Genomic DNA, 25391 nt, shown 5'->3' on the forward strand with positions numbered 1-25391 from the left:
CCCGAGATCCCGTTTCTCGACTTCGCTCGAAACGAACGGGGAAGGGGCGGCTACAGCTCATGCCGCCGCCCTGCTTCCGGGCTTGATCGCCGGGATCGCCGCGAGCTCGGGCGGCAGCGCGTCGGGGGCGTAAACGGGGACATCGAGCTCGAGCAGCGCGAAGAAGGGAATGTCGAACGTCGCCTTGCCGCCCGAGCGATCGACCAAAGCCGCCATCGCGATCACTTCGCCGCCGGCTTCCTCGATCGCCTTGATCGCCTCGCGTGACGAGAGTCCGGTAGTGACGACGTCCTCCATCATCAGCACCTTTTGGCCCGATTCGAGGCGGAAGCCGCGGCGGAGCTCGAAGGTCCCGGTCGGGCGCTCCACGAACATCGCCGCGACGCCCAGCGCGCGCGCCATTTCGTGCCCGGCGATCACTCCGCCCATCGCCGGCGACACCACTGCCGAGATCTGTGTGCGCAGACCGGCCGGAATCTGCGCCACGAGCGCTTCGGCGAGCCGCGCGCCCCGCGCCGGGTCCATCAGCACGCGCGCGCATTGGAGATAACGCGAACTCCGGAGCCCCGAGGAAAGGATGAAATGACCCTCGAGCAGTGCGTCCGCGGCGCGGAACTCCGCCAGAATCTCGTCTCGGGTCAACGCACGCACTCCTTCTGCTCCGGGCGGCGCAACTCTTAGGCGGGGCACCCCGCCGCCGCAACGGCCATGCAAAAAGGGTTGAGAATGGGCATGAGCCGCGTATAGGCCGCTGACTCGGTTCCTTTTCCTTTCTTGCCGACGGCGCAGCCACGCCAACAGGGTGAAAATAGACGATGCGCATGCTTGGATTGACTTCGATTGTCCTGGCTGCGGGGCTGGCGCTGGGGGCGCCCGTCCACGCCCAGAATAGTGCGGCGCCCGCCGCCGCCACGCCGGAGGCCGCCGCCGCGGCGCCGGCCGCGACGCCCGTAGCAGCGCCGGCTCCCGCCGCCGCGCCGACTCCCGCCGTCGCCGATCCGACGCTCGACGCCGCGGGCAAGCCGCTGCTCAAGGCGGCGCCCGGCATGGGCCAGCCGCAGAACGCGGTCTACGGCCTGCAGGAGCAGGTCACGCCCAATGGCCGCGAGGCGCACTGGTTCCACAATTATGTGCTGATGCCGCTGATCACGGTCATCTCGATCTTCGTGCTGATCCTGCTGATCTGGGTCATCATCCGCTATCGCCGCGCCGCCAACCCGACGCCGTCGCGCACCAGCCACAACACGGCGATCGAGATCGTCTGGACGCTGCTGCCGGTGCTGATCCTGATCGCGATCGCGGTCCCCTCGATCCGGCTGCTCGCCGCGCAGTTCAAGCCCGCGCCCGACAATGCCGTGACCTTGAAGGCGATCGGCAACCAGTGGTTCTGGTCTTACGAATATCCCGATCACGGCGACATCAAGCTGACCGCGAACATGCTCAAGGAGCAGACCGAGGTCGCTCCCGGCCAGCGCTTCCGCACCGATGCCGACGGCCCGCGCCTGCTCGCCACCGACACCCGCGTGGTGCTCCCGGTGGGCGTGCCGATCCGCCTCGTCACCACCGCGCAGGACGTGATTCACAGCTGGGCGGTCCCGGCGTTCTGGATCAAGCTCGACGCCGTTCCCGGCCGCCTCAACGAGACCAGCTTCATCATCGAGAAGCCCGGCCTTTATTTCGGCCAATGCTCCGAACTGTGCGGCGCGCGCCACGCATATATGCCGATCGCGGTCGAGGCGGTGAGCCCCGAAGTGTTTGCGCAATGGGTCGCCTCGAAGGGCGGCAAGATGCCGGGCGCGAAGGACGCGCCGCAAGCGGCGACCGCGGCGGGCAACGACGCTTCCGCCGAGCCGGACAACGCCGCCGAGGCCGGGCCGGTCGTCAACGCGACCGCCGCTCCCACGGTTACCAATCAGCCCGCGACGCAGAACCCGGCGGGCCTCGGACAGACGGGCAACTGAGATCATGACCGACACCGCTCTCCACGCGCATGACGCCCATGCCCATGCGCACGACCATCACGATGCCGATCACAAGCCGGGCTTCTTCCAGCGCTGGTTCATGTCCACCAATCACAAGGACATCGGCACGCTCTATCTGATCTTCGCGATCGTCGCCGGCATCATCGGCGGCGGGATCTCGGGCCTGATGCGCGCCGAACTGATGCATCCGGGCATCCAGTATCTGCCGACCTGGCTCGAATATCTCCACGGCTCGGCGACGTTCGACGAATCGCTCCACTTCTGGAACGTGCTGATCACCGCGCACGGCCTGATCATGGTGTTCTTCATGGTCATGCCGGCGATGATCGGCGGCTTCGGCAACTGGTTCGTGCCGATCATGATCGGGGCGCCCGACATGGCGTTCCCGCGGATGAACAACATCTCGTTCTGGCTGCTGATCCCGGCCTTCGCGCTGCTGCTCGCCTCGCCTTTCGTCGGCAACGGCGCAGGCACCGGCTGGACGGTCTATGCGCCGCTGTCGACCTATGGCGAGCCCGGGCCCTCGGTCGACATGGCGATCCTGTCGCTCCATCTCGCCGGCGCCAGTTCGATCCTCGGCGCGATCAACTTCATCACCACCATCTTCAACATGCGCGCGCCGGGCATGACCCTGCACAAGATGCCGCTGTTCGTCTGGTCGGTGCTGATCACTGCCTTCCTGCTGCTGCTGGCGCTGCCGGTGCTGGCTGCCGCAATCACCATGCTGCTGACCGACCGCAATTTCGGCACGGCGTTCTACGATCCCGCTTATGGCGGCGATCCGATCCTCTATCAGCATCTGTTCTGGTTCTTCGGCCATCCCGAAGTCTACATCATGATCCTGCCGGGCTTCGGCATCGTCAGCCAGATCGTCGCGACCTTCAGCCGCAAGCCGGTGTTCGGCTATCTCGGCATGGCCTATGCCATGGTCGCGATCGGGCTGGTCGGCTTCGTCGTCTGGGCGCACCATATGTTCACCACCGGCCTCAGCGTCACGGTGAAGATGTACTTCACCGCAGCGACGATGGTGATCGCGGTGCCCACCGGCGTGAAGATCTTCTCGTGGATCGCGACGATGTGGGGCGGCTCGCTGACCTTCAAGACTCCGATGGTCTGGTCGCTCGGCTTCATCTTCATGTTCACCGTCGGCGGCGTGACCGGCGTCGTGCTCGCCAATGGCGGCGTCGACGACTACATGCAGGACACCTATTACGTGGTGGCGCATTTCCACTATGTGCTGTCGCTCGGCGCGGTATTCTCGCTGTTCGCCGGCTTCTATTACTGGTTCCCCAAAATCTCGGGCCGGATGTACAGCGAACTGCTCGGCCAGCTGCACTTCTGGGTATTCTTCATCGGCGTGAACGTGATGTTCTTCCCGATGCACTTCCTCGGTCTGCAGGGCATGCCGCGCCGTTACCCGGACTATCCCGATGCCTATGCGCACTGGAACCAGGTCGCGACCGTCGGCTACATGATCATGGCGGCCGGCGTGGCGATCTTCTTCGTCAATGTCTTCTGGTCGCTGTTCGCGGGCAGGAAGGCGGGCGCCAACCCGTGGGGCGAAGGCGCGACGACGCTCGAATGGACGCTGTCGAGCCCGCCGCCGTTCCACCAGTTCGAGACGCTGCCGGTGATCGACGAGGGCAGCCACCACTAAGCCCTCGGCCGAAAGACGCACGCAAGCGCCCCGGAGGAAACTTCGGGGCGTTTTCGTTTGCCAGAACGGGCCCGGGCGCGACATTGGTTCGTTGAGGCGAAACGGCGGATTCGGCCGGCGCGCGTGAAAGGTCGACAATGTACAAATGGGCATATGGCGGCTGGGCCAGCGCGGGGATCGATGCCTGGACGCTGGGGATGGAAGCTTCGGAAGTGATCGGCCTGCGCGCGGCGAAGATGGCTGCCGGGGGAATCGACGCTGCGGAAGAAGCGCAGCTGATGGTCTCGGAGAAGATGCTCGCCGCATTCGAACTCCAGGCGGCGATGGTCAGCGGCGGACTCGGCGGAGATCCGTTGGTCGGCACCCGCAAGGTGCTGCGGCACTATCGCCGCAAGGTGAAGGCCAATCGCAAGCGGCTGGGCTGAAAGGGACCTTTCCCGACCTCGCCTGCCAGCCTATAGCGCCCGACGAGTCATGAGCACGTCCGCCGCCACTGTCACCCTTCCCGCCGAATGGCGCGATTTCCTTGCGCTCACCAAGCCGCGGGTGATGACGCTCGTCGTGTTCACCGGATTGTGCGGGATGCTCGCGGCGCCGGTGCCGATACATCCGATCCTCGGCTTCACCGCGATCCTGTGCATCGCCTTGGGCGCGGGCGCGGCGGGGGCGCTCAACCAATGGTATGAGGCCGATCTCGACGCCAAGATGAAGCGGACGCAGGGGCGGCCGCTGCCGGCGGGGCGGATGGACCGCCAGTCGGCGCTGCATTTCGGGGTGGGGCTCGCCTGTTTCAGCCTCGCCTTGATGTATTTCGCGATCAATCTGGCGGCGACCCTGATCCTCGCGGTTTCGATCCTGTTCTACGTCTTCGTCTACACGATCTGGCTCAAGCGTCGGACGCCGCAGAACATCGTCATCGGCGGGGCGGCGGGGGCGTTTCCGCCGCTGATCGGCTGGGCGGCGGCGACCGGCGACGTCGCGTTGCTGCCGGCGCTGCTGTTCGCGCTGATCTTCCTGTGGACCCCGCCGCATTTCTGGGCGCTGGCGCTGTTCGTGAAGACCGATTACGCCAATGCCGGGGTGCCAATGCTGCCGGTGGTGGCGGGCGAGAAGACCACCCGCAGCCAGATCGGGCTCTACACCTTGCCGATGGTCGCCGCGGCGATCGCGCCATGGCCGCTCGGGCTGACCGGGGCGATCTATGGCTGGTCGGCGGTGCTGCTCAACGCGATCTTCCTCGCTTTGGTCGTGCAGGTCGCGCTGCGCCGTTCGACCGAAGGCGATGCGATGGTGCCCGAGAAGCGGCTGTTCAAATATTCGATCTTCTATCTGTTCCTGATGTTCGGCGCGCTCGTCGTCGATAGGTGGCTTGCATGACCGATTCCGATTCGACCGATCTGATCCGCGCCCGCCAGCGTTCGCGCGCGCGGATCATGGGGCTGCTGCTCGCGGCCTTCGTCATCCTCGTCTTCGCGATCTCGATCGTGAAGATGCAGATCGGCCATTCGGGATGACCCGCAACCTGCGCACTGCGCTGCTCGCCGGGCTCGGCGTCTGCACGATGACCGGCGTGGGCTTCGCCAGCGTGCCGCTCTACCGGATGTTCTGCGAAGTGACCGGGCTGAACGGCACCACCCAGCGCGGGCTGCGCGCGCCGGGCACCACCGGCGACAAGATCACGGTGGCGTTCGACAGCAATGTCAGCCCGAAGCTGCCCTGGACCTTCACCCCCGAGCGCCGTGCCGACACGATCGACGTGGGCGGGCGCGACATGGCGTTCTTCAAGGCGAAGAATCTTTCGGACAAGCCGGTCACCGGCACCGCGACGTTCAACGTCACCCCTGCCGCGGCGGGCAAATATTTCACCAAGATCCAGTGCTTCTGCTTCACCCAGCAGACGCTTCAGCCGGGCGAGGAGGTCCGCATGCCGGTGATCTTCTATGTCGACCCGGCGATCGAGAAGGATCCCGACGCGCGCGACATTCAGGAAATCACGCTTTCCTACACATTTTACCCGGTAGATTCCGGCAAGACTGCAAGCTGAGGGCTCGAATCCGCTTCCCGCAATGGTCGGGACGGAGGCGAGTTTGCCCGCTGGGACGGAGCGACGAGTGCGCGATGCCAGAGCATCGTGATCGACGAGCGACGCGCTTCAGCGGGCAAATTCGCCCCGCCGCTTCGCGGTCGTCCGTCGCAGGCCACCGGACGGCGTCAGTCGGCTTGCCCGGGCATTCCAGCCCGGTCGGCGCCGCCTGCCTTGCCGATGACCTGCGACGGACGATCACGACCGTTGCGGGAAGCGGATTCGAGCCCTAAAGCAGCGCCAAACCGAAGAGACAGGGACGAGCCGATGGCGGGTGCCAAGAACCATCAATATCATATCCTTCCGCCGAGCATCTGGCCGTTGTTCGGCGCGATGGCGGCGTTGGTGCTCGCCGCGGGCGGCATCATGTGGATGCACAGCATGCCGAGCGCGAACCTCGTGTTCTTCGCCGGGGTGGCGGCGATCCTGATCACCTTTTTCGGCTGGTGGTCGGACGTGATCCGCGAAGCGCATGCCGGCGATCACACCCCGATCGTCCAGCTTCATCTGCGCTACGGCATGATCCTGTTCATCGCTTCCGAAGTGATGTTCTTCGTCGGCTGGTTCTGGGCGTGGTTCGATTTCGCCCTGTTCCCCTCGACGGTCGACGCGGTCGGCGGGACGTGGCCGCCCAAGGGCATGCACGTGTTCGACGCGTTCCAGCTGCCTTTGCTCAACACGCTGATCCTGCTCTGCTCGGGCTGCACCGTCACCTGGGCGCATCACGGCCTGCTCCACAATCAGCGCGGCGGCGCGATGAAGGGCCTGTGGGGCCTGATCGGCGTCGGCGAGAATGATTCGGTGAAGAAGGGCCTGTGGCTCACCGTGCTGCTCGGCATCAGCTTCACTGCGCTGCAGGCGCTCGAATACAGCGAGGCGCCGTTCCCGTTCAAGGCGGCGAGCGAGCATGGCAGCAGCTATGGCGGCGCCTTCTTCATGGCGACCGGCTTCCACGGCTTCCACGTGCTGGTCGGCACGATCTTCCTGATCGTCAACCTGGTGCGCGTCTATAAGGGCCACTTCACGCCGCGCCAGCATTTCGGCTTCGAGGCGGCGGCCTGGTACTGGCACTTCGTCGACGTGGTGTGGCTGTTCCTCTTCGCCTCGATCTATGTCTGGGGCGGCTGGGGTGCACCGGTGCACGGCTGAAATGCCCGAACCGTCGAACCCATCGGGGGGAGGCAGCGCCACGCTGCCTCCCCCTGTTGATTCGGGGCTCCGCGGCTGCTGCCCGCGCTGCGGCGCCACGACCCTGTTCCGCAGCTTCGTCGCCTTCGCCGATCGCTGCAGCGGCTGCGGCCTCGATTACGACACGTTCAACGTCGGCGACGGCCCGGTCGTCTTTCTGACACTCGGCATCGGCGCGCTGGTCACCGCGCTGGCCTTGTGGGTGGAATTCACTTTCGCGCCCGGCCTGCTCGTCCATGCCGTGCTGTGGATCCCCTTCACTTTGACGCTCACCGTGCTGGCGCTCCGCGTCGCCAAGGGCTGGCTGCTCGCGCTGGAATATCGCAACCGCGCGCGCGAAGGCCGGATCGCGGGCGAATGACCCGGCGCATCCCCCTCATTCCCACCCTGATCGTCGCGCTCGCGGTCGCGACGATGATCGGGCTGGGGCTGTGGCAGCTGGTGATCCGCAAGCCGCAGAAGGAAGCGGCGCTGGCGCAGCTGGCGGCCAACCCGTCGCGGCCCGAGATCGCGTTTCCGCGGCTGCCCGACGACGCGCTGCTGTTCCGCCGGGCGCACGGCATGTGCGTCGAGCCGGTATCGGGCAGGCTCACCGGCGCGGGCAATGCCGGCTTCCGCTACATCGTCGAATGCCGGACCGGCGGCGCCGAAGGGCCGGGGATGCTGGTCCAGCTCGGAACCACCCGCGATCCGATGGCGAAACCGGTGTGGAAGGGCGGCGCGGTCCGCGGCACGATCAGCCATGCCCCCGACGGCCGCTCGATGCTCGCCTCGCTGTTCGATCGCACGCCGAAGCGGCTGCTGCTGGTCGCGGACACGCCTGCGGCGGGGCTGGCGCCCAACGGCACCCCCGATCTTTCCTCGGTGCCCAACAACCATCTGGCGTATGGCGTCCAGTGGTTCCTGTTCGCGCTGGTGGCGAGCGTGATCTACGTTCTCGCCCTGCGCTGGCGTGGGCGCGCCAGATAATGTCGGTCACCCCGGCCGAAGTGCCGGGGTCCACTGTGCCCGAATGCGAGACCCTCAGTTTCGAGGTTCTTGTCCATCCTTCCGGTCGACCCCGGCACTTCGGCCGGGATGACGAAGCCGGCTAAAGTTTGGCTTCCTTGCTCCGTGCCGTGTCGGCCGCTAACTCCGCCGCCATGCGCTACCAAAGCACCCGCGGCACCGCACCCTTGCTCGGCTTTCGAGACGTCACGCTGGCCGGCCTGGCCAGCGATGGCGGGCTGTATGTCCCCGAGACATGGCCGAGCCTCACGCGTGCGGAGATCGCCGGACTTGCCGGGCTGTCTTATGTCGAGACCGCCGTCCGGGTGATGCTGCCGTTCGTTGGTCCGGATCTGTCCGAAGACGAATTGCGCGCGCTCTGCAGCCAGGCCTATGGCCGCTTTGCGCACGCCGCGGTGACGCCGCTCGTCCAGCTCGACCACCAGCATTGGCTGCTCGAGCTGTTCCACGGCCCGACGCTCGCTTTCAAGGACGTCGCGCTCCAGCTGCTCGGACTGCTGTTCGAGAAGTTCCTGACCGGCACCGACAAGCATCTGACCATCGTCGGCGCGACTTCGGGCGACACCGGCAGCGCCGCAATCGACGCAGTCGCCGGCCGCGTCGGCATCGACATCTTCATGCTTCACCCCAAGGGTCGCGTCTCGGAAGTCCAGCGCCGCCAGATGACCACGGTGCTCGCGCCCAACGTCCACAATATCGCGATCGAAGGCAGCTTCGACGATGCGCAGGCGCTGGTGAAGGCGATGTTCAACGATGCCGCGTTCGCCGGGCGCTTCCAGGTGACCGCGGTCAATTCGATCAACTGGGCGCGGCTGATGGCGCAGGTGGTCTATTATTTCTACGCCGCGGTCCGGCTCGGCGCTCCGGAGCGCGAAGTTGCGTTCGCGGTGCCCACCGGCAATTTCGGCGATGTGTTCGCGGGCTATGTCGCGGCGAAGATGGGGCTGCCGATCGCGAAGCTGGTGGTCGCCACCAACGTCAACGACATCCTCCATCGCGCCCTGTCTTCGGGCGATTACTCGACCGGCACGGTGACGCCCACTGCGGCGCCGTCGATGGACATCCAGGTCAGCTCGAACTTCGAGCGGCTGCTCGCCGATCTCGCCGGAGGCCCGGTCGCCGATCAGATGCGCAGCTTCGAGGCGAGCCGTGCGATGCAGCTCACCAATGCCCAGCGTGACGGCGCGGCGGCGCTGTTCGCCAGCGACCGGATCGATTCGGACGCGATGAACGAGGCGATCCGCTGGGCGCATGCCGAGGCGGGCGAAGTGCTCGACCCGCACAGCGCGATCGGCCTCGCCGCGGCGCGCCGCGCCGATCTGCCGGCGGAGGTTCCCGTGGTGACGCTCGCCACCGCGCATCCGGCGAAGTTCGCCGAAGCGGTCGAACGCGCCACCGGGCTGCGTCCGCCGGTGCCGGCGCGGGTGGGCGATCTGCACGAGCGCCAGGAGCGCTACGACGTGCTCCCCGCCACCTTCGAGGCCGTGACCGCCTATATCGCCGAACGCGCGACGCCGAAGGCCTGACGAGCGGTGCTCCTGCGAAAGCAGGAGCCCAAGGTCACGCGCGAATCGGGCCTGTGGCTCTGGGCTCCTGCTTTCGCAGGAGCACAAGGCTGGATAAGGGAGGCGCATGAACCTCATCACTCTCACCGGCGAGCCCTGGGCCGATTACGGGCTGATCGATTCCGGCCATGGCCGCAAGCTCGAGCGCTACGGCAAATACCGCTTCATCCGCCCCGAACCGCAGGCGATGTGGGCACCCGCGTCGGAGGATTGGGATGCGCATGGCGAGTTCCTGCCCGCCCCCGATGACGAAGGCGGCGGCCGCTGGCATTTCTCCACGCCGACCCCGCGCGAAGGCTGGCCGCTCGAGTGGAACGAAGTGACCTTTACCGCGCAGACCACGCCGTTCCGCCATCTCGGCTTCTTCCCCGACATGGCGCCGGTGTGGAGCTGGATGCGCGCGCAGACCGCCGATCTGCCCGCGCCCGAGGTGATGAACCTGTTCGGCTATACCGGGGTCGGCACGCTGGCGATGGCGGCCACGGGCGCGCGGATGACCCATGTCGACGCGTCGAAAAAGTCGGTCGCCGAGGGCAAGGCAAATGCCGCGCTGTCCGGCATGGAGGATCTGCCGATCCGCTGGATGATCGACGATGCCGGCAAGTTCGTCGCGCGTGAGGTCCGCCGCGGCCGGCGCTATGACGGAATCATCCTCGATCCGCCCAAATGGGGACGCGGGCCCAATGGCGAGGTGTGGAAGCTCGAGGAAGGGCTGCCCGGGCTGATCGCCGACACGCGCAAACTGCTCGATATGGAATCGCGCTTCCTGTTCCTCACCGTCTATGCGGTGCGGATGTCGGCGCTGGCGATCGGCGAGCTGGTCCGCCAGTCGTTCGGCGATCTGGGCGGCAAGGTCGAGGCCGGCGAATTGACCGTGCGCGAGGAAGCCCGCGGGCTCGAACTGCCCACCGCGATCTTCGCACGCTGGAGCCGCTAGCTCCGTCCCATCCGGATTGCCGCCCCCGCGACGAACGGGCAGCCTGCGACCAGCAACAGGCTCACCGCCGCGAGCAGCTTGAACGCGCCCGGCTGGTCGGCCGTGGCGCCGGCGCCGAAGATCAGCAGCGGCACGGCGAAGGGCAGCATCACCAGCCCCGCCAGCGCACCCGCGCCGCGCAGTCCGGCGACCAGAGCGGCGGTGGCCACGCCGAGCGCGGCCAGGCCCGGCGTGCCGATCGCAAGGCCTGTCAGCAGCGGCAGCACTGCGCTGCCCGGCAAATGCAGCAGCGCCGCGGCCACCATCGTCGCCGCGAGCAGGGCCGGCGCGAAGCCGAGCCAATGGCCGACCATCTTCGCGGCCGCCACGCCGGTGTCGGAAAGCCCGCGTGCGGCGAACTGGTCGAGCATTCCGCTCTCGGCATCGGGCGTCACCAGCCGCTCGACCGGGAGCAATGCCGCGAGCAGTGCCGCTGCCCAGATCACGCCACCGCCGACCCGCGCCAGCAGCCTGCCATCGGGGCCGATCGCGAAGGGAAACAGGATCGCGACGAGCAGGAAGAAGGCGATCGGCATCAGCAGCCCGCCGGTGCTCCACGCGCGGCGCAACTCGCGCCGGGCGATTGCGACGAACGGGCTCACAGCCGTACTTCCAGCGCATCGGGCAGTGCGATCGGCAAGTGCGTCGCTACCAAGGCGATCCCGCCATCGTCGCGGTGATCGGCAATCCGCTGTTCGAGGATCTCCACCGCATGCGAATCGAGCCCGTTGGCGGGTTCGTCGAGCAGCCACACCGGCGCGCCGCTCGCCAGCACCCGCGCGAATGCGGCGCGGCGCCGCTGGCCGGTCGACAGCAATCGCACCGGCACCTGCGCCAGTCGGGCGAGCCCGACCGCGGCCAGTGCGCCTTCGACCGCGTTCGCATGCCCGTCGATCCGCGCCCAGAAACGCAGAGCCGCGGCGAGGCCGAGCTCGGGATCGAGCGCGGCGGTCTCGGCGAGCAATGCCCGCGCGCCTTCGCCGGTCACGCGCCCCGCCGCTGCCGGCAGCAGCCCGGCGGCGATCCGGATCAGACTCGATTTTCCGGTGCCGTTGGGCCCGCTGATCAGCGCCGCGCCGCCGGGGGCGAGCGCAAAGCTCAGCCGTTCGAACAACAATCGTCCACCGCGCGCGCACGTCACATCGGCGAAGGACAGGCCGGCGCTCACCCGGCCATGTCTTCCAGCGCATGCATATCCTTGTCGGACAGGCCGAAATGATGCCCGACCTCGTGCACCACGATATGCGCGACCAGTGCCTGCAGCGACACGCCGGTATCGGCCCATTCGTCGAGGATCGCGCGGCGATAAAGGTGGATGCGATCGGGCAGCCCCCCCGAATCGAAGGCGGATTTCTCGCCGAGCGGGCGGCCGTGATAGAGGCCGGTGAGCTCGAACGGATCCTCGATCCCCATCGCGTCGAGCGTCTCGTCGTCGGCGAATTCCTCGACGAGCAGCACCACGTCGGCGAGATGCTCGGCAAAAGGCGAGGGGATGCGGGCAAGCGCCTCGCGGGCGAGGCCCTCGATCATTGCCGCGTCCGGCGCGTGGGAAGCCGCTTGCCCGCTCATCCGCGAACCCATAGGCGGAGGGGTGAAGGCTGGGCAAGGAGGGCGATCATGGTGGCGCGGTTGACCGAGGGACACAGGCGCGAGTCGCTTGCCGCTATTCCCGACTGGAGCTGGGACGAAGCCCGCGACGCGATCACGCGGCGGCTGACCTTCCGGGATTTCAGCGAGGCTTTCGCGTTCATGACGCGGGTGGCGTTGCTCGCCGAGAAATCCGACCATCATCCCGAATGGTCCAATGTCTGGAACCGGGTCGACATATTGCTCACCACGCACGATGCCGGTGGGCTGTCGCAACGCGACATTGCGATGGCGCACGCGATCGACGGATTGCTCTAGGCGATCGCGCCGCGCCGCATCTGCTTGCGCAGCGCGCCCGGCATCCAGCGCGCCGCAAAGGCGAGGCGGCGCGCGGTCTTGCCGATCAGGATATGGACCTTGTCGCGCTGGATGCCGTTCCAGATCTCCTCGGCCGCCTGATCGACCGGCGTGAATTCGAGGCCCGCGGCGCGCACCGAATCGCGTGCGGTGCGATTGGTGCCCGAGACGTTCGAGTCGAGCAGAGGCGTGTCGATGAAGCTCGGCATCACCACGCGGACCTTGATCCCCTCGGCGGCCCATTCGGCGTCGAGCGCTTCGGACAGTCCGCGCACCCCGAACTTGACCGCGGCATAGAGCGCCAGCCCGCTCGACCCATAGATCGCCGCGGCGGAGGCGGTGTTGACCAGGGTCGCGCCCGGCGTCGCCTTGAGCAGGGGATATGCCGCGCGGGCGCCGTTGATGACGCCGACCAGATTGATCCCGACGATGCGGTCGATCTCGTCGTCGGTCGCGCCGGCGAGCTGTCCGCCCACGGCGATGCCGGCATTGTTGAACAGCACGTCGAGCCGTCCGCCGCTCGCCGCGGCGAAAGCGGCGAGGGCATCGCGCCACTGGTCGCGATCGCGGACATCCATGACATGAATGGTCGCCATGCCGGCGGGGAGCATCGCCTGCGTCGCCGCGAGCCCGGCGGCGTTGACGTCGGCGAGCCCGACCCGCCAGCCGCGTGCGGCGAACAGCTTCGCGACCGCCTGGCCGATGCCCGACGCGCCGCCGGTGATGAATATCGCTTTCTCGCCTGCCATTCCGCCCCCCTGTTTTTGACCTTTTGCGCTTCATCCCGCACAAAAGCCGGCGATGCCAGAGCAAAGCCGCAGCGTTACCTACAAAAATGTCAGTAATGTCTATGCGGGCGGCGTGACGGCGGTGGACCATGTGTCGCTCGAGATTGCCGGCGGCAGCTTCGTCGCCTTGGTCGGCGCCTCGGGATCGGGCAAATCGACCCTGCTCAAGATGGTCAACCGGCTGATCGAGCCGAGCGCGGGCGAAGTGCTGATCGGCGGCGAACCGGTACACGCCGAAGCGCCGCATCTGCTGCGCCGGCGGATCGGCTATGTGTTCCAGAATATCGGGCTGTTCCCGCATATGACCGTCGGCGAGAATGTCGCGATCGGGCTGCGGCTCGCCGGGGAACGCGATAGCGCCGCGCGCGTCGCCGAATTGCTCGATCTCGTCGAACTCCCCGCCGAACTCGCGCGGCGCCTGCCCGATGCGCTGTCAGGCGGCCAGCGCCAGCGCGTCGGCGTGGCGCGTGCGCTTGCCTGTCGGCCCCGGCTGTTGCTGATGGACGAACCGTTCGGCGCGCTCGACCCGGTGACCCGCGACGGACTCGGCAAGGCGATCCGCGCGCTGCACGACAGAATGGCACTCACCACCATCCTCGTCACCCACGACATGGCCGAGGCGCTGCTCCTCGCCGATCGTGTGCTGGTGATGGAAGCCGGGCGGATCGTCGCCGACGGCAGCCCGCGCGCGTTGCTGTCGGGAAAGGCCGGGACCGCGGCCGAAGCGCTGATCGGAGTGCCGCGCGAACAGGCGCGGCGGCTGGCGGAGCTGGAGAAGTGAGGGGGACAATCCAGTTCCTCCCCGAGCTTGTCTCGGGGAGGGGGACTGCCGCGCAGCGGTGGTGGAGGGGCGCCGTCGAAGACGGCGGCTACGCCGCCGCCCCTCCACCAGCCTGCGGCTGGTCCCCCTCCCCCAGCGAGCTGGGGGAGGAATTGTGAGCGCCGCCTTCTCCCGGGTGCCCGAATTGCTCGCCGAGCATCTGCTGCTGGCGCTCTCGGCGCTGCTGCTCGGGCTGGTGGTGAGCCTGCCGCTGGCGGTGCTGTCGTCGCGTAACAAGACCGTCGGCCGCATCGCGCTCGGCTTTGCCGGCCTCGTCCAGACCATTCCGAGCCTCGCCTTGCTCGCGCTCTTCTATCCGATCCTGCTGTGGCTCTCGGCGCTGGTCGGCGGCGGCATTCCGGCGCTCGGCTTCCTGCCGTCGCTGCTCGCGCTGTCGCTCTACGCCCTGCTGCCGATCCTCAGAAACGCCGTGACGGGCCTCGCCAATCTGGATCCCGCGGTGATCGAGGCCGCCGACGGCATGGGAATGACGCGCAATCAAAGATTGCGGCTGGTCGAGGCACCTTTGGTCGCGCCGGTGCTGATGGCGGGGATCCGCACCGCCGCGGTCTGGACGATCGGCGCGGCGACCTTGTCGACCACGGTGGGCCAGCCGAGCCTCGGCGACCTGATCTTCGCCGGGCTGCAGACGCAGAACTGGGCGCTGGTGCTCGCCGGCTGCGCCGCCGCTGCGGGGCTGGCGCTCGGAGTCGATGCGCTGCTCGGGCTGGCCGAGTTCGGCATCGCGCGACGGCGGCGTGGGCTGGTCTGGGGCAGCCTCGCCGCGTTGCTGACGATCGCGGTGGTCGCACTGGCGCCGGCATGGCCGGCGGCGCGGGGCATTGTGACGATCGGCGCCAAGGGTTTCTCCGAGCAATATATCCTCGCCCGGCTGATCGGGCATCGGCTCGAGGCGGCAGGCTATGAGGTGCGCTACCGTGAAGGGCTCGGTTCGGCAGTCGCGTTCGGCGCGCTCGCGGCGGGGGATGTCGACGTCTATGTCGATTATTCGGGGACGATCTGGACCAACCAGATGCAGCGCAGCGACGTTCCGCCGCGCGCGGCGATCGTCGCCGGCGTCGCCCAATGGGCCAAGGCGACGCACGGCGTGACGCTGCTCGGGTCGCTGGGGTTCGAGAACGCCTATGCCTTTGCGATGCGCGGCGAAGACGCGAAGCGGCGGGGCATCGCCAGTCTGAGCGACCTCGCGCGCCAGGCGGGCGAACTCGACTTCGCCACCGATGTCGAGTTCCTCGAACGCCCCGAATGGGCGGCGGTGCGCCGTGCCTATGGCCTGCGCTTCAAATCGGCGCACCCCTATCAGCCGACCTTCATGTACCGCGCCCTCGCCAGCGGAGAGGCCGATGTGATTCCCGCATTCTCGTCCGACGGGCGGATTGCGGCCGATCGGCTCGCCATCCTGCAAGACCCCGAGGGGGCGATCCCCGGCTATGACGCGGTACTGCTGCTCGCCCCGCGGCGTGCGGAGGACAGCCGGTTTCAGGCGGCGTTGCGCCCGCTGATCGGCGCGATTCGAGTGGAGAAGATGCGCGAGGCGAACTATCTGGTCGACCGCGATATGGACAAGCAAAGCCCCGATCAGGCAGCCCGGTGGCTCGCAGATGGACTCGGGCGCTGAATTCGCGTTATCGCTAACACAAAGAACAGAGGGAGGAGCTGAGATGCGGTCTGGAACCAAGCTGTTGCTTGCGAGCACGATTCTATGGGCCGCGCCGGCTTTGGCGCAGCAGGCGCCGACAGCGCTGTCGGGCGGGCCGACCGTCGCCGATCCCGCCAAATGGCCGAGGACCGCAAGCGAAGGACTGGTCGATCCCGAGACCGAGAAATTCGTCTCCGGCTTGCTGGCGAAGATGACGCTGGAGCAGAAGGTCGGGCAGATGATCCAGGGCGATATCGCCAGCATCAAGCCCGAGGAATTGCGCCGATATCCGCTCGGCTCGATCCTCGCCGGGGGCAATTCGCCGCCGCTTTCGGGCAATGACCGCTCGGGCCAGGCCGATTGGGTCGCCACCGCACGCGCCTTCCGCGCGGTCGCGATGGAGCCGCATCCCGGCGGCGTCACCATCCCGCTGATCTTCGGCGTGGACGCGGTCCACGGCAACAACAATGTCGTCGGCGCGGTGATCTTCCCGCACAATATCGGGCTCGGCGCCGCCAACGACCCTTCGCTGATTCGCCGCATCGGCGAGGCCACCGCCGCCGAGACCGCCGCCGCCGGCCCCGATTGGGCGTTCGGCCCGACGCTCGCGGTGCCGCAGGACGATCGCTGGGGCCGCAGCTATGAAGGCTATTCGGAGGATCCGGCGATCGTCCGCGCCTTTGCCGGCGAGATGGTCCGCGGGCTGCAGGGCGAACCCGGCACCACCGGCCGGATCCAGAAGGGCAAGGTCGCCGCATCGGCCAAGCATTTCCTCGGCGACGGCGGCACCTTCAACGGCGTGGACCAGGGCGATACGCGGGTCAGCGAGGACGAGCTGATCGCGATCCACGGTGCCGGCTATCCCAAGGCGATCGAGGCCGGCGCTTTGACCGTGATGGCATCGTACAACAGCTGGAACGGCGCCAAGATGCACGGCAACAAGTCTCTGCTCACCGACGTGCTCAAGGGCCGGATGGGGTTCGATGGCTTCGTCGTCGGCGACTGGAACGGCCATGGCCAGATCCCCGGCTGCACGCCCACCGATTGCGCCGCGACCTTCAACGCCGGGCTCGACATGGCGATGGCGCCCGACAGCTGGAAAGGGCTGTTCGAATCGACCGTGCGGCACGTCAAGGACGGCACGATCCCGATGGCACGGGTCGACGATGCGGTACGCCGCATCCTGCGCGTCAAGGCCAGGCTGGGCCTGTTCGAGCCGGCGCGGCCGATCGAGGGCAAGACCGATGTGCTGGGCAGCCCCGAGCACCGCGCCATTGCGCGCGAGGCCGCCGCCAAATCGCTCGTCCTGCTCAAGAACAATGGCGTGCTGCCGGTGAGGGCCGGCGCCAGGGTGCTGGTCGCGGGGCCGGGCGCGGACTCGATGGGAATGCAGACCGGCGGCTGGACGTTGAGCTGGCAGGGCGACGGCAACGGCAACGAGCTGTTCCCCAATGGCGAGACGATCTTCGCAGGGGTGAAAAAGGCCGTCGAGACTGCCGGCGGCACCGCGACGCTCTCGCCCGACGGCACCTTCACGTCGCAGCCCGACGTCGCGATCGTGGTGTTCGGCGAGCAGCCTTATGCCGAGATGCGCGGCGACGTGCGCACGCTCGAATTCCAGCCCGGCGACAAGCAGGCGCTGGGGCTGCTCAAGCGGCTCAAGAATGCCGGCGTGCCGGTGGTTTCGGTGTTCCTCTCGGGGCGCCCGCTCTGGACCAATCCCGAGATCAACGCATCGGATGCCTTCGTCGCGGCATGGCTGCCGGGCAGCGAGGGCGGCGCGGTCGCCGATGTCCTGGTCGGCGACGCCCAGGGCAAGCCGCGCAGCGACTTCAAGGGCCGGCTGTCGTTCAGCTGGCCCAAGACCGCGGGCCAGTTCGCGCTCAACAAGGGCAAGCCGGGCTACGATCCGCTGTTCGCGCTCGGCTATGGCCTGAGCTATGCCAAGGGTGCCGACGTCGCGGCGCTGAGCGAGGAAGCGGGGATCGACCCGTCGCTCGGCAACACCAGCACCTATTTCGCCAAGGGCGTGACTCCGGCTCCCTTCTCCTTCGCGACCGACAGCCGGATCACGCGGAAGACCGTCGACGGTCCGCAGACGCAGGAAGGCGCGCAGCAGCTCGTCTGGCCCGCTGGCCCGGCGACCTTGCGGATCGGCGGCGGCGACCTCGATCTCAGCCGCGAGGCCAATGGCGATCTGTCGCTGCAGATCAGCTACCGGGTCGATCGCGCGCCCGCGGGCAAGGTGCGGCTGTCGATGGAAGGCGGCGCCAACAAGGGCGCGATCGACGCGACCAGCCTGTTCACCGGCCAGACGGGCACATGGCGCACCGCCAAGATCTTCCTCAAATGCTATCAGCAGAACGGCGTGGACCTGACCAGGGTCAGCGCGCCCCTGGTGCTGCAGGCATCGGGACCGTTCGGGCTCAGCATCGCCGATGTGCGGATCGTCTCCGACCCGAACGCGTCGATCTGCCCCGGAGCGAAGCCTTGAGCGGAGCCGCGGCGATCGGGACGATCGAGATTGCCCGCGGCGGCTATCGCGCCGAGCTGCTCACGCTCGGCGCGGCGCTGCGCAAGCTGGAAGTGCCGGGGCGCGACGGCAAAAGCGCCAATGTCGTGCTCGGCTATCGCGAGCTCGACGAATATCGCGCGCATCCGCGCTTCTACGGAGTGATCGCCGGCCGCTATGCCAATCGCATCGGCGGCGCGCGGTTCAGCCTCGACGGCATGGAATATCGGCTGCCGGCCAACAACGGCGCCAACAGCCTGCATTCGGGACCCGGCGGCTTCGACGTGCAGAACTGGACGGTCGCGGCGCGCGATGCGCATTCGGTGACCTTCGCGCTGATGAGCCCGGATGGTGACAATGGCTTTCCCGGCAATCTTCACGTGCGGGCGCGCTATGCGATCGAGGCCGACGGCCTGTCGATCAGCCTGCGGGCGACGACCGACCGCGCGACGGTCGTCAACCTGACCAACCACGCATATTTCAACCTTGCGGGCGAAAGCAGCGGCGCGACGGTGCTCGACCATGTGCTGCAGATTCCGGCGAGCCAGATCACGCCGGTCGATGCGGCGCTGATCCCGACCGGCGAGCTCAGATCGGTCGACGGCACGCCGTTCGATTTCCGCACGCCCAAGACGATCGGCCGTGACATGGATGCGGCCGATCCCCAGCTCGGGCTCGGCCATGGCTATGACCATAATTTCGTATTGGTCGGCGCCGCGGGGACGATCCGGCGGATCGCGACTCTGTTCGATCCGGGATCGGGCCGGGTGATGGAGGTGCATTCGACCGAGCCGGGAGTGCAGCTCTACACCGGCAACCACCTCGCAGGCGGCGCGCCCGGGACCGGCGGCGGGAGCTATCCGGCGCGTGGCGGGCTTTGCCTCGAGCCGCAGAAATTCCCCGACAGCCCCAACAAGCCGAACTTTCCGACGGCGCGGCTCGATCCGGGGCAGGAATATCGCCACGACATGGCGTTCCGGTTTCGGATTGCGAGCGATGCGGCCGGAGCGATGGGCTAGAGCGCTGCGTCCGCGGCGTGGATCGCCACGCCGACCAATCCGCCGACCAGGGTCCCGTTGATGCGGATATATTGCAGGTCGCGTCCCACGGCATTTTCCAGCCGCCCGGTGATCGTCTGCGCGTCCCAGCCGCGGATCGTGTCCGAGACCAATCGGACGATCCCGTCGCCATAATCCGATGCGGCGCCCACCGCGGCGCGGCGGACGAAGCGGTTGATCGTGTCGGCCAGCCGGGCGTCGCCCTGCAGCGTCTCGCCGAGCTGGCGAAGCGCGCCGCCGAGATCGCCGGCCAGCACGCGATCGGGATTGCGCGCGAGCCGCAGCAGCGCCGCGCGGCCCGATTCCCATACGCCCATCCACCAATCGCCGAGCGCGGGATTGTCGAGCAATTCGTTCTTGAACGCCTCGACCTGCGCGCGCCGGTCGGCATCGTGCTCGAGATCGTGGGCGAGCTTGGCCAAGCCCTCTTCGGCCTTGGCGCGCAGCGGATGGCCGGGATCCTCGGCCATGTCGCCGATCAGCCTAGCGAGCCCGGCGATGATCTTGTTGGCGAGCGTCTCGTCGAGCCCGGTCCAGCGCATCACCGAACCCGAACGCTCGTGGACCATCTGGCGGATCATATGCTCGTTCGCGTCGAGCACCTTGGCCGCCCAATGGACGATGCCGTCGAGCAAGGGCCGGTGCCGGTCCTCCTGCATCGCGGTGGCGAGCGCCCGTCCCAGCAAGGGCGCGATCTCGAGACCGCGCAGTCGCTCGGCCAGCGCGCGCCGCGCCATCCCGCCGAGCCGCTCCTGGTCGAGCGCTTCGAGTATGTCGGCCGCCAGCCGGCCAATGCCCGCGCGCAGCCGCCCGCGGCCCGCGCCCGGATCGGCTAGCCAGCGGCCGGCGGCGCGCGCGACGTCGACTCGCTGCATCCGCCGCGCGACGACGCGGGGGATCAGGAAATTGTCGCGCAGAAAGGCTGCCAGCGTGCCGGCGATCCGGTCCTTGTTGCGCGGAATGATCGCGGTGTGCGGGATCGGCAGATGAAGCGGGTGGCGGAACAAAGCCGTCACTGCGAACCAGTCGGCCAGCCCGCCGACCATCGCCGCCTCCGAAAAGGCGCGGATATAGCCGATCGCGGGATGGACGGAGTCGAAGTGACGCGCCGCGAGGAAGATCGCGGCCATCAGCACGAGCAGCCCGGTCGCGACCAGCCGCATGCGCCGGAGGCCCGCGGGGACGGCCTCAACCGAAAGGGGAGCGCGCGACCTCGTCACACGCTCCCCAATACTCGAACCGCGCGGAAGTTCACTCGGCGGGTTGCGGCCCGTCGTCGGGCTTGTGGTCGATCATCCCGCCGCCATCGGCCTTGCCCAGCACGCGGCTGCCGTCGTCGCCGGGCTTGAAGGTGAGCAGGCGCCGCGACAGCCGCGGCCCGAGCCAGGTTTCGAGGCCGACCGCGAGGCTGAACAATGCCGGCACGATCACCAGGGTGAGGATGGTCGAGAGGATCAGGCCGCCGATGACGACCACGCCCATCGGCGCGCGCCACGACGAGTCGCCCTGCAACGACAAGGCGGTCGGTATCATGCCCGCGACCATCGCAATGGTGGTCATGACGATCGGCTGGGCGCGCTTGTGCCCGGCGTCGACGATCGCCGTGAACTTGTCGACCCCTTTCGCCATTTCCTCGAGCGCGAAATCGACCAGCAGGATCGAGTTCTTCGCGACGATGCCGAACAGCATCAGGATGCCGATGAACACCGGCAGCGACAGCGGCATGCCGAACAGCATCAGCGCGATCAGCCCGCCCAGCGGCGCGTTGAGCAGCGATCCCATGTTCACCAACGGCGACATGAAGCGGCGATAGAGCAGCACCAGCACCGCGAAGACGAGGAAGACGCCCGATGCCAGCGCGACGAAGAAGTTGCTGAGCATCTCGGCCTGCCACTTGGCCTGGCCGACGGTCATCTGGCCCACGCCCTGCGGGAGGTTCTTCATGATCGGAAGCGCATTGATCTTCTTCATCACTTCGTTGTTGACGAAGGGCTTGCCCGTGGCCGGATCCATTGCGAGGTCGGCACCGACGACGAGGCGGCGCTGCAGATTGAGCCGCTGGATGCGGGTCGGGCCGGCGCCGAAGCCGATATCGGCGACCACCGACAGCGGCACCGATCCGCCATTCTGGGTCTGCACCGGCATGTTCTGGATCGTCGACAGCTTGGCGCGGGCATCCTCGTCGAGCGCCACCCGGATCGGGATCTGACGGTCGGAGAGCGAGAATTTCGCACTGTTCTGATCGATGTCGCCAAGCGTCGCGATGCGGATCGCGCTGGACAGCGCGGCGGTGGTCACCCCCAGATTGGCGGCGAGATCGAGCCGCGGCTTGATTACGATCTCCGGACGGTTGAGGTCGCCGGCGACGCGCGGCGCGACGACTTCCTTCATCCCCTCCATCTGCTTGACCAGCGTGTTGGCGGTCTGGTTGAGCAGCGCCGGATCCTCGCCGCCGAGCGTGATCGTCAGGTCGCGCCCGCTCGAGCCCCAGCCGAATTGCGAGCGGAAATTGACCCGCGCATCGGCGATCGCGAGCAATTTCGGCGCGACGCGCTTCTCGAACGCCGTGCTCGGCTCTTCATGGTCTTCGCGCAACTGGGCAGTCACCCGGCCGTTGCCGACGAAGCTGCGGCTGTAGATGTCGGTGACCAAAGGCTCCTGGCGAAGGATCTCGGCGACATGGGCGACGACGCGTTCGGTATCCGCGAGCGGCGTGCCGGGGACCATCTCGATCGTCGCGGTGACGCTGTCCTGGTCCTGCGCGGGCTGGAAGGTCGACGGCATCGTCGCGAACATGACCAGCGTCGCCGCCAGCGAGAGCACATAGCCGGCCACTGCCGACCAGCGATGCCGCAGCGTCCAGCGCAGCATGCCGGTATAGGCGTCCATGATCCGGCCCTCGCCGTGATTGGCATGGCCCTTGGCCTTGAGGAAATAGGCCGCGATCATCGGAGTCAGCATTCGCGCGACCGCCAGCGACATCAGCACGGAGGCGACCACGGTCATTCCGAAATTCTTGAAATATTCGCCCGAGATGCCCGGCATCAGGCTGACCGGGAGGAAAACCGCGACGATCGACATGGTGGTGGCGAGCACCGCGACGCCGATCTCGTCGGCAGCGTCGATCGATGCCTGATAGGCCGATTTGCCCATCCGCATGTGCCGCACGATATTCTCGATCTCGACGATCGCGTCGTCGACCAGCACGCCCGCCACGAGGCTCAGCCCGAGCAGGGTCATCTGGTTGAGCGTGAAGCCCAGCATGTCCATGAACCAGAAGCTGGGAATCGCCGAGAGCGGGATGGCCAGCGCCGAGATCGCGGTGGCGCGCCAGTCGCGCAGGAAGATGAACACGACGATGACGGCGAGCACCGCGCCCTCGATCATCGCCTCCATCGCAGTGTGATATTGCTGCTCGGCATATTTCGAATTGTTGTTGAGCAGCTCGAACTTGACCTTGGGGTTGCGTTCCTCGAGCTTCTTCAGCGCCTTTTCGGCGTCATGGAACACCATCACGTCCGAAGCGCCCTTGGCGCGCTTGATGTCGAACGAGATTACCTGATGGCCGTTATACTTGGCCATGCTGCGCTGTTCGGCATAGGCGTCCTTGACGTTGGCGATGTCGGCGAGCCGCACCGTCCGTCCGCTGCCGGTGGAGATCTGGGTCTGGCCGAGACGATAGGCGCTGTCGGCATTGCCGATCACGCGCACCGACTGCTCGAAGCCTGAAATCTCGGCACGGCCGCCCGCGGCGTTCAGATTGACCTGGCGGAGCTGCTGGTTGACCTGGCTCGCGGTGAGCCCGACCGACTGGAGCCGCGCGGGATCGAGGATCACGCGGATCTCGCGATCGACGCCGCCGTTGCGCTCGACCGCGGACATGCCCGAAATCGCCAGCAATTCCTTGGCGACGCTGTTGTCGATGTACCAGCTCAGGTCCGACACGGTCATGTCGGTGGCGACTGCGGTGAAGCTGGCGATCTCGTTGTCGCTCGACGTGTCGACCCGGCCGATCTGCGGCTCGAGGATGCCGTCGGGCAGGTCGCCGCGAATCTGCTGGATCGCGCTGCGCACGTCCTCGACCGCGCGATCGATCGGCATGCCGAGCGTGAGCTGGACGACGGTCTGGCTGCTGCCTTCGGAAACGGTCGAGGTGATCTCGTCGATGCCCTGGAGGCTGCGGACCGCCGATTCGACCTTCTGGGTGATCTGGTTCTCGAGCTCGCTCGGCGCGGCGCCGGGCTGGCTGATCGCGATCCACACGATCGGGAAGTCGATGTCCGGATCGTTGTTGACGTCCATCCTGCCGAAGCTGACGAACCCGGCGATCGTCAGGAACAGGAAGAGGACGATCGGCGGAACCGGATTGCGGATCGCCCAGGCCGAGATGTTCCGGAAGCCCATCTTTGTTCGCCTTTACTTCGACTTTTGAAGGTTCGGGATGACCTTCTGACCGGGGTTGAGGAAGGCACCCGCGGTGAGCACGACGCGCTCGCTGCCGCTGAGCCCGCTGGTGATCGCCACGCCCGCCTCGGTGACGTCGCCGGTGGTCACGCCGCGGCGCGCCGCCTGGTTCTTGTCGTCGAGGATATAGACGAAATTGCCGTCATTGTCGCTCTGCACCGCGGACTGGGGCAGCATCACCGCGGTCACCCCGCCGGCGACGACGCGCGCGCTGGCGAAGCCGCCCGGACGCAGCGCCGGATCGTAGGCGAGCGCGACGCGGGCGATGCCCTGGCGCGTCTGCGGATCGATCACCGGCGAGACCTGCCACACCTCGCCGGTGAAGACGCGGGTGGTGCCCGTGGGGATCACTTCGGCGCGCGCGCCGGGCCGCAGCTTCTGGAGATCGGCCTCGGCGAGCTGCGCGCGGAGCTCCATCTGGCCCCCCATCGCCATGCGGAACAGCACGCCCGAACCTGCGCTGACGATCTGGCCCGGCTCGACCTGGCGCGTCAGCACCAGCCCGGCCTCGGGTGCGCGGATGTCGAGCCGGCGGTTGCGCGCCTGGGTCTCGGAAAGTTGCGCCTGCGCGACGCGGACGCGGGCCTGCGCCTGATCGCGCGTCGCGGTCCTGCGGTCGATATCGGCCTTGGAGATGAAGCCATTGGCGACGAGCTTGTGGGCACGATCGAGCTCGGCCTGGGCGAGGCGCGCCTCGGCCTGCGCGACGCGGACCGATGCGGCGAGCGATTCGGCGGTCTGCGCCTGCACGCTGCGATCGACGACCGCGAGCACCTGGCCCTTGCCCACCCAGCTGCCTGGCTCGACGAGCACGCGGGTGACCACGCCGCCTTCGCCTGCCACGCCGACCGGCATCTCGCGGCGTGCCGCGAGGGTGCCGGTGCCGCTGATGATCGTCTGCACGGTCTGGCGTCCGGGAACGGCGACGGTGACCGTCGGCATCTGCGTCTGGCCCGCGCCGCCCGGCGCAGCCTTGCCCGCCGCGGCGCCCTTGGGCTCCGCGGGCTTCGAGCCGCTCATCATGAAGAAGGCGAGCGCGCCTACCACGAGGATCGCTACGGCGGAAATCCACAGCCAGCGACGGCTCTTGCGCGTCGTTTCCTCGCCGGTGAACTCCAGCCGCTCCTGCCGTCCGAACATCCCTGCCTCATAGTTCATGTGCGAGCTTTCGAATTCGGCCGACGCGGCCGATGCCCCCTTGATCGCACTGTATTAGATGAATAAAGCACCGACCACAAGAGCCGTTTCGCTTTGTGCGGCGCGCAATGCCCGTTCTGGACCTTTTTCGCAAGATCGGCATCGTTGCCGGCAAGAAACGGTTGCAATGGCACAGCCATGGCGCGACGTTCATTTTCGGCCCGAGGGCCGGCCGCAACGGGAGGGATCGCATGCCCAACGGTATCCTTGGATGGCTTTTGATCGGTCTTGTCGCCGGTGCGCTCGGCAAGTTGATCATGCCCGGGCGCGACCCTGGAGGGATCATCGTCACGATCCTGTTCGGGATCGTCGGCGCGCTGCTGGCATTTTATTTGACCCCGCTGCTCGGACTCGAGGTCCATGACAGCACGTGGCAGGCCTATGCCGCGGCGACGGCAGGCGCAGTGGTGCTGTTGCTATTCTATCGCATGGTCATGGTCCGCCGAATCTGAACGAGAGCCTTCGGCGTCGTTCAGCTTCGATGCGGGC

25 protein-coding genes are annotated in these 25391 nt (G+C 67.4%); 17 read left to right on the forward strand and 8 right to left on the reverse strand.

The annotated features are described in order from the left end of the window. Positions 1 to 57: 57 nt before the first annotated feature. On the reverse strand, positions 58 to 642 hold the full coding sequence (gene pyrE / locus Q9Q95_RS18785; RefSeq protein ID WP_306098683.1) for an orotate phosphoribosyltransferase: 585 nt from the start codon (positions 640 to 642) through the stop codon (positions 58 to 60). 179 nt (positions 643 to 821) lie between these two features. Here pyrE and coxB point away from each other — a divergent pair, with 179 nt between their 5' ends. The 11 genes from coxB (at position 822) to Q9Q95_RS18840 (ending at position 10420) form a co-directional block, all read left to right on the forward strand. Further along, the gene (gene coxB, locus Q9Q95_RS18790) at positions 822 to 1961 is read left to right on the forward strand and encodes a cytochrome c oxidase subunit II (RefSeq protein WP_306098684.1); all 1140 of its coding nucleotides are present in this window, start codon (positions 822 to 824) and stop codon (positions 1959 to 1961) included. Between the two features lie 4 nt (positions 1962 to 1965). Further along, positions 1966 to 3639: a cytochrome c oxidase subunit I gene (gene ctaD, locus Q9Q95_RS18795; protein ID WP_306098685.1), complete on the forward strand. Its 1674-nt coding sequence runs from the start codon at positions 1966 to 1968 to the stop codon at positions 3637 to 3639. A gap of 137 nt (positions 3640 to 3776) precedes the next feature. After that, a complete protein-coding gene (locus Q9Q95_RS18800) occupies positions 3777 to 4064 on the forward strand; it encodes a hypothetical protein (protein WP_306098686.1) in 288 nt (95 codons plus the stop codon). A gap of 49 nt (positions 4065 to 4113) precedes the next feature. Then, on the forward strand, positions 4114 to 5016 hold the full coding sequence (locus Q9Q95_RS18805; RefSeq protein ID WP_306098687.1) for a heme o synthase: 903 nt from the start codon (positions 4114 to 4116) through the stop codon (positions 5014 to 5016). After that, positions 5013 to 5153, forward strand: a complete 141-nt coding sequence (locus Q9Q95_RS18810; RefSeq protein WP_306098688.1) for a hypothetical protein — start codon at positions 5013 to 5015, stop codon at positions 5151 to 5153. Before Q9Q95_RS18805 ends, Q9Q95_RS18810 begins: the two co-directional genes overlap by 4 nt. Continuing rightward, entirely contained in the window at positions 5150 to 5683 is a 534-nt protein-coding gene (locus Q9Q95_RS18815; protein WP_306098689.1) for a cytochrome c oxidase assembly protein, read from the forward strand. Before Q9Q95_RS18810 ends, Q9Q95_RS18815 begins: the two co-directional genes overlap by 4 nt. 306 nt (positions 5684 to 5989) lie before the next feature. Next, positions 5990 to 6871, forward strand: a complete 882-nt coding sequence (locus Q9Q95_RS18820; RefSeq protein WP_306098690.1) for a cytochrome c oxidase subunit 3 — start codon at positions 5990 to 5992, stop codon at positions 6869 to 6871. A 1-nt stretch (position 6872) separates the two neighbouring features. Beyond that, positions 6873 to 7271: a DUF983 domain-containing protein gene (locus Q9Q95_RS18825; protein ID WP_306098691.1), complete on the forward strand. Its 399-nt coding sequence runs from the start codon at positions 6873 to 6875 to the stop codon at positions 7269 to 7271. Then, on the forward strand, positions 7268 to 7879 hold the full coding sequence (locus Q9Q95_RS18830) for an SURF1 family cytochrome oxidase biogenesis protein (protein ID WP_306098692.1): 612 nt from the start codon (positions 7268 to 7270) through the stop codon (positions 7877 to 7879). The genes Q9Q95_RS18825 and Q9Q95_RS18830 overlap by 4 nt, the downstream gene beginning before the upstream one ends. A gap of 173 nt (positions 7880 to 8052) precedes the next feature. Beyond that, positions 8053 to 9444, forward strand: a complete 1392-nt coding sequence (thrC, locus tag Q9Q95_RS18835) for a threonine synthase (protein ID WP_306098693.1) — start codon at positions 8053 to 8055, stop codon at positions 9442 to 9444. A 106-nt stretch (positions 9445 to 9550) separates the two neighbouring features. Then, entirely contained in the window at positions 9551 to 10420 is an 870-nt protein-coding gene (locus Q9Q95_RS18840; protein WP_306098694.1) for a class I SAM-dependent methyltransferase, read from the forward strand. On the opposite strand, the gene Q9Q95_RS18845 is transcribed toward Q9Q95_RS18840, so the two are convergent. Genes Q9Q95_RS18845 through Q9Q95_RS18855 form a run of 3 tightly spaced genes read right to left on the reverse strand, consistent with a single transcriptional unit; the run spans position 10417 to position 12040 of the window. After that, positions 10417 to 11061 carry a heme exporter protein CcmB gene (locus Q9Q95_RS18845; protein WP_306098695.1) on the reverse strand — a complete coding sequence of 215 codons (645 nt, stop codon included), beginning with the start codon at positions 11059 to 11061 and terminating at the stop codon, positions 10417 to 10419. The two genes, Q9Q95_RS18840 and Q9Q95_RS18845, sit on opposite strands and share 4 nt — an antisense overlap. Then, a complete protein-coding gene (ccmA, locus tag Q9Q95_RS18850; RefSeq protein ID WP_306098696.1) occupies positions 11058 to 11627 on the reverse strand; it encodes a heme ABC exporter ATP-binding protein CcmA in 570 nt (189 codons plus the stop codon). Before ccmA ends, Q9Q95_RS18845 begins: the two co-directional genes overlap by 4 nt. Continuing rightward, entirely contained in the window at positions 11624 to 12040 is a 417-nt protein-coding gene (locus tag Q9Q95_RS18855) for a metallopeptidase family protein (RefSeq protein ID WP_371876807.1), read from the reverse strand. Before Q9Q95_RS18855 ends, ccmA begins: the two co-directional genes overlap by 4 nt. A 36-nt stretch (positions 12041 to 12076) precedes the next feature. On the opposite strand from Q9Q95_RS18855, the gene Q9Q95_RS18860 reads away from it, so the two are divergent. Next, the gene (locus Q9Q95_RS18860) at positions 12077 to 12364 is read left to right on the forward strand and encodes a 4a-hydroxytetrahydrobiopterin dehydratase (RefSeq protein ID WP_371876808.1); all 288 of its coding nucleotides are present in this window, start codon (positions 12077 to 12079) and stop codon (positions 12362 to 12364) included. Here Q9Q95_RS18860 and Q9Q95_RS18865 read toward each other — a convergent pair. Then, complete coding sequence (locus Q9Q95_RS18865) at positions 12361 to 13152, reverse strand: SDR family oxidoreductase (protein WP_306098699.1); 792 nt, start codon at positions 13150 to 13152, stop codon at positions 12361 to 12363. The two genes, Q9Q95_RS18860 and Q9Q95_RS18865, sit on opposite strands and share 4 nt — an antisense overlap. A gap of 52 nt (positions 13153 to 13204) precedes the next feature. Here Q9Q95_RS18865 and Q9Q95_RS18870 point away from each other — a divergent pair, with 52 nt between their 5' ends. From Q9Q95_RS18870 to Q9Q95_RS18885, 4 genes are all read left to right on the forward strand, one after another. Continuing rightward, on the forward strand, positions 13205 to 13972 hold the full coding sequence (locus Q9Q95_RS18870) for an ATP-binding cassette domain-containing protein (RefSeq protein WP_306098700.1): 768 nt from the start codon (positions 13205 to 13207) through the stop codon (positions 13970 to 13972). Between the two features lie 154 nt (positions 13973 to 14126). Further along, a complete protein-coding gene (locus Q9Q95_RS18875; RefSeq protein ID WP_306098701.1) occupies positions 14127 to 15650 on the forward strand; it encodes an ABC transporter permease/substrate-binding protein in 1524 nt (507 codons plus the stop codon). Between the two features lie 43 nt (positions 15651 to 15693). Continuing rightward, on the forward strand, positions 15694 to 18165 hold the full coding sequence (locus tag Q9Q95_RS18880; protein WP_306098702.1) for a glycoside hydrolase family 3 protein: 2472 nt from the start codon (positions 15694 to 15696) through the stop codon (positions 18163 to 18165). Then, on the forward strand, positions 18162 to 19202 hold the full coding sequence (locus Q9Q95_RS18885) for an aldose epimerase family protein (RefSeq protein WP_306098703.1): 1041 nt from the start codon (positions 18162 to 18164) through the stop codon (positions 19200 to 19202). The genes Q9Q95_RS18880 and Q9Q95_RS18885 overlap by 4 nt, the downstream gene beginning before the upstream one ends. Here Q9Q95_RS18885 and Q9Q95_RS18890 read toward each other — a convergent pair. From Q9Q95_RS18890 to Q9Q95_RS18900, 3 genes are all read right to left on the reverse strand, one after another. Then, a complete protein-coding gene (locus Q9Q95_RS18890) occupies positions 19199 to 20404 on the reverse strand; it encodes a DUF445 domain-containing protein (RefSeq protein WP_306098704.1) in 1206 nt (401 codons plus the stop codon). The genes Q9Q95_RS18885 and Q9Q95_RS18890 overlap by 4 nt on opposite strands. A gap of 88 nt (positions 20405 to 20492) precedes the next feature. Then, a complete protein-coding gene (locus Q9Q95_RS18895; protein WP_306098705.1) occupies positions 20493 to 23645 on the reverse strand; it encodes an efflux RND transporter permease subunit in 3153 nt (1050 codons plus the stop codon). A gap of 12 nt (positions 23646 to 23657) precedes the next feature. Continuing rightward, the gene (locus Q9Q95_RS18900) at positions 23658 to 24863 is read right to left on the reverse strand and encodes an efflux RND transporter periplasmic adaptor subunit (RefSeq protein WP_306098706.1); all 1206 of its coding nucleotides are present in this window, start codon (positions 24861 to 24863) and stop codon (positions 23658 to 23660) included. A gap of 95 nt (positions 24864 to 24958) precedes the next feature. Between Q9Q95_RS18900 and Q9Q95_RS18905 the strand changes: the two genes are divergently transcribed. Then, complete coding sequence (locus tag Q9Q95_RS18905) at positions 24959 to 25354, forward strand: GlsB/YeaQ/YmgE family stress response membrane protein (RefSeq protein WP_371876809.1); 396 nt, start codon at positions 24959 to 24961, stop codon at positions 25352 to 25354. The last annotated feature ends 37 nt before the right edge of the window (positions 25355 to 25391 follow it).

Origin of the sequence: Sphingomonas sp. DG1-23, from assembly GCF_030730875.1 — a bacterium.
In the GTDB taxonomy this organism is placed as follows: Bacteria; Pseudomonadota; Alphaproteobacteria; order Sphingomonadales; family Sphingomonadaceae; genus Sphingomonas.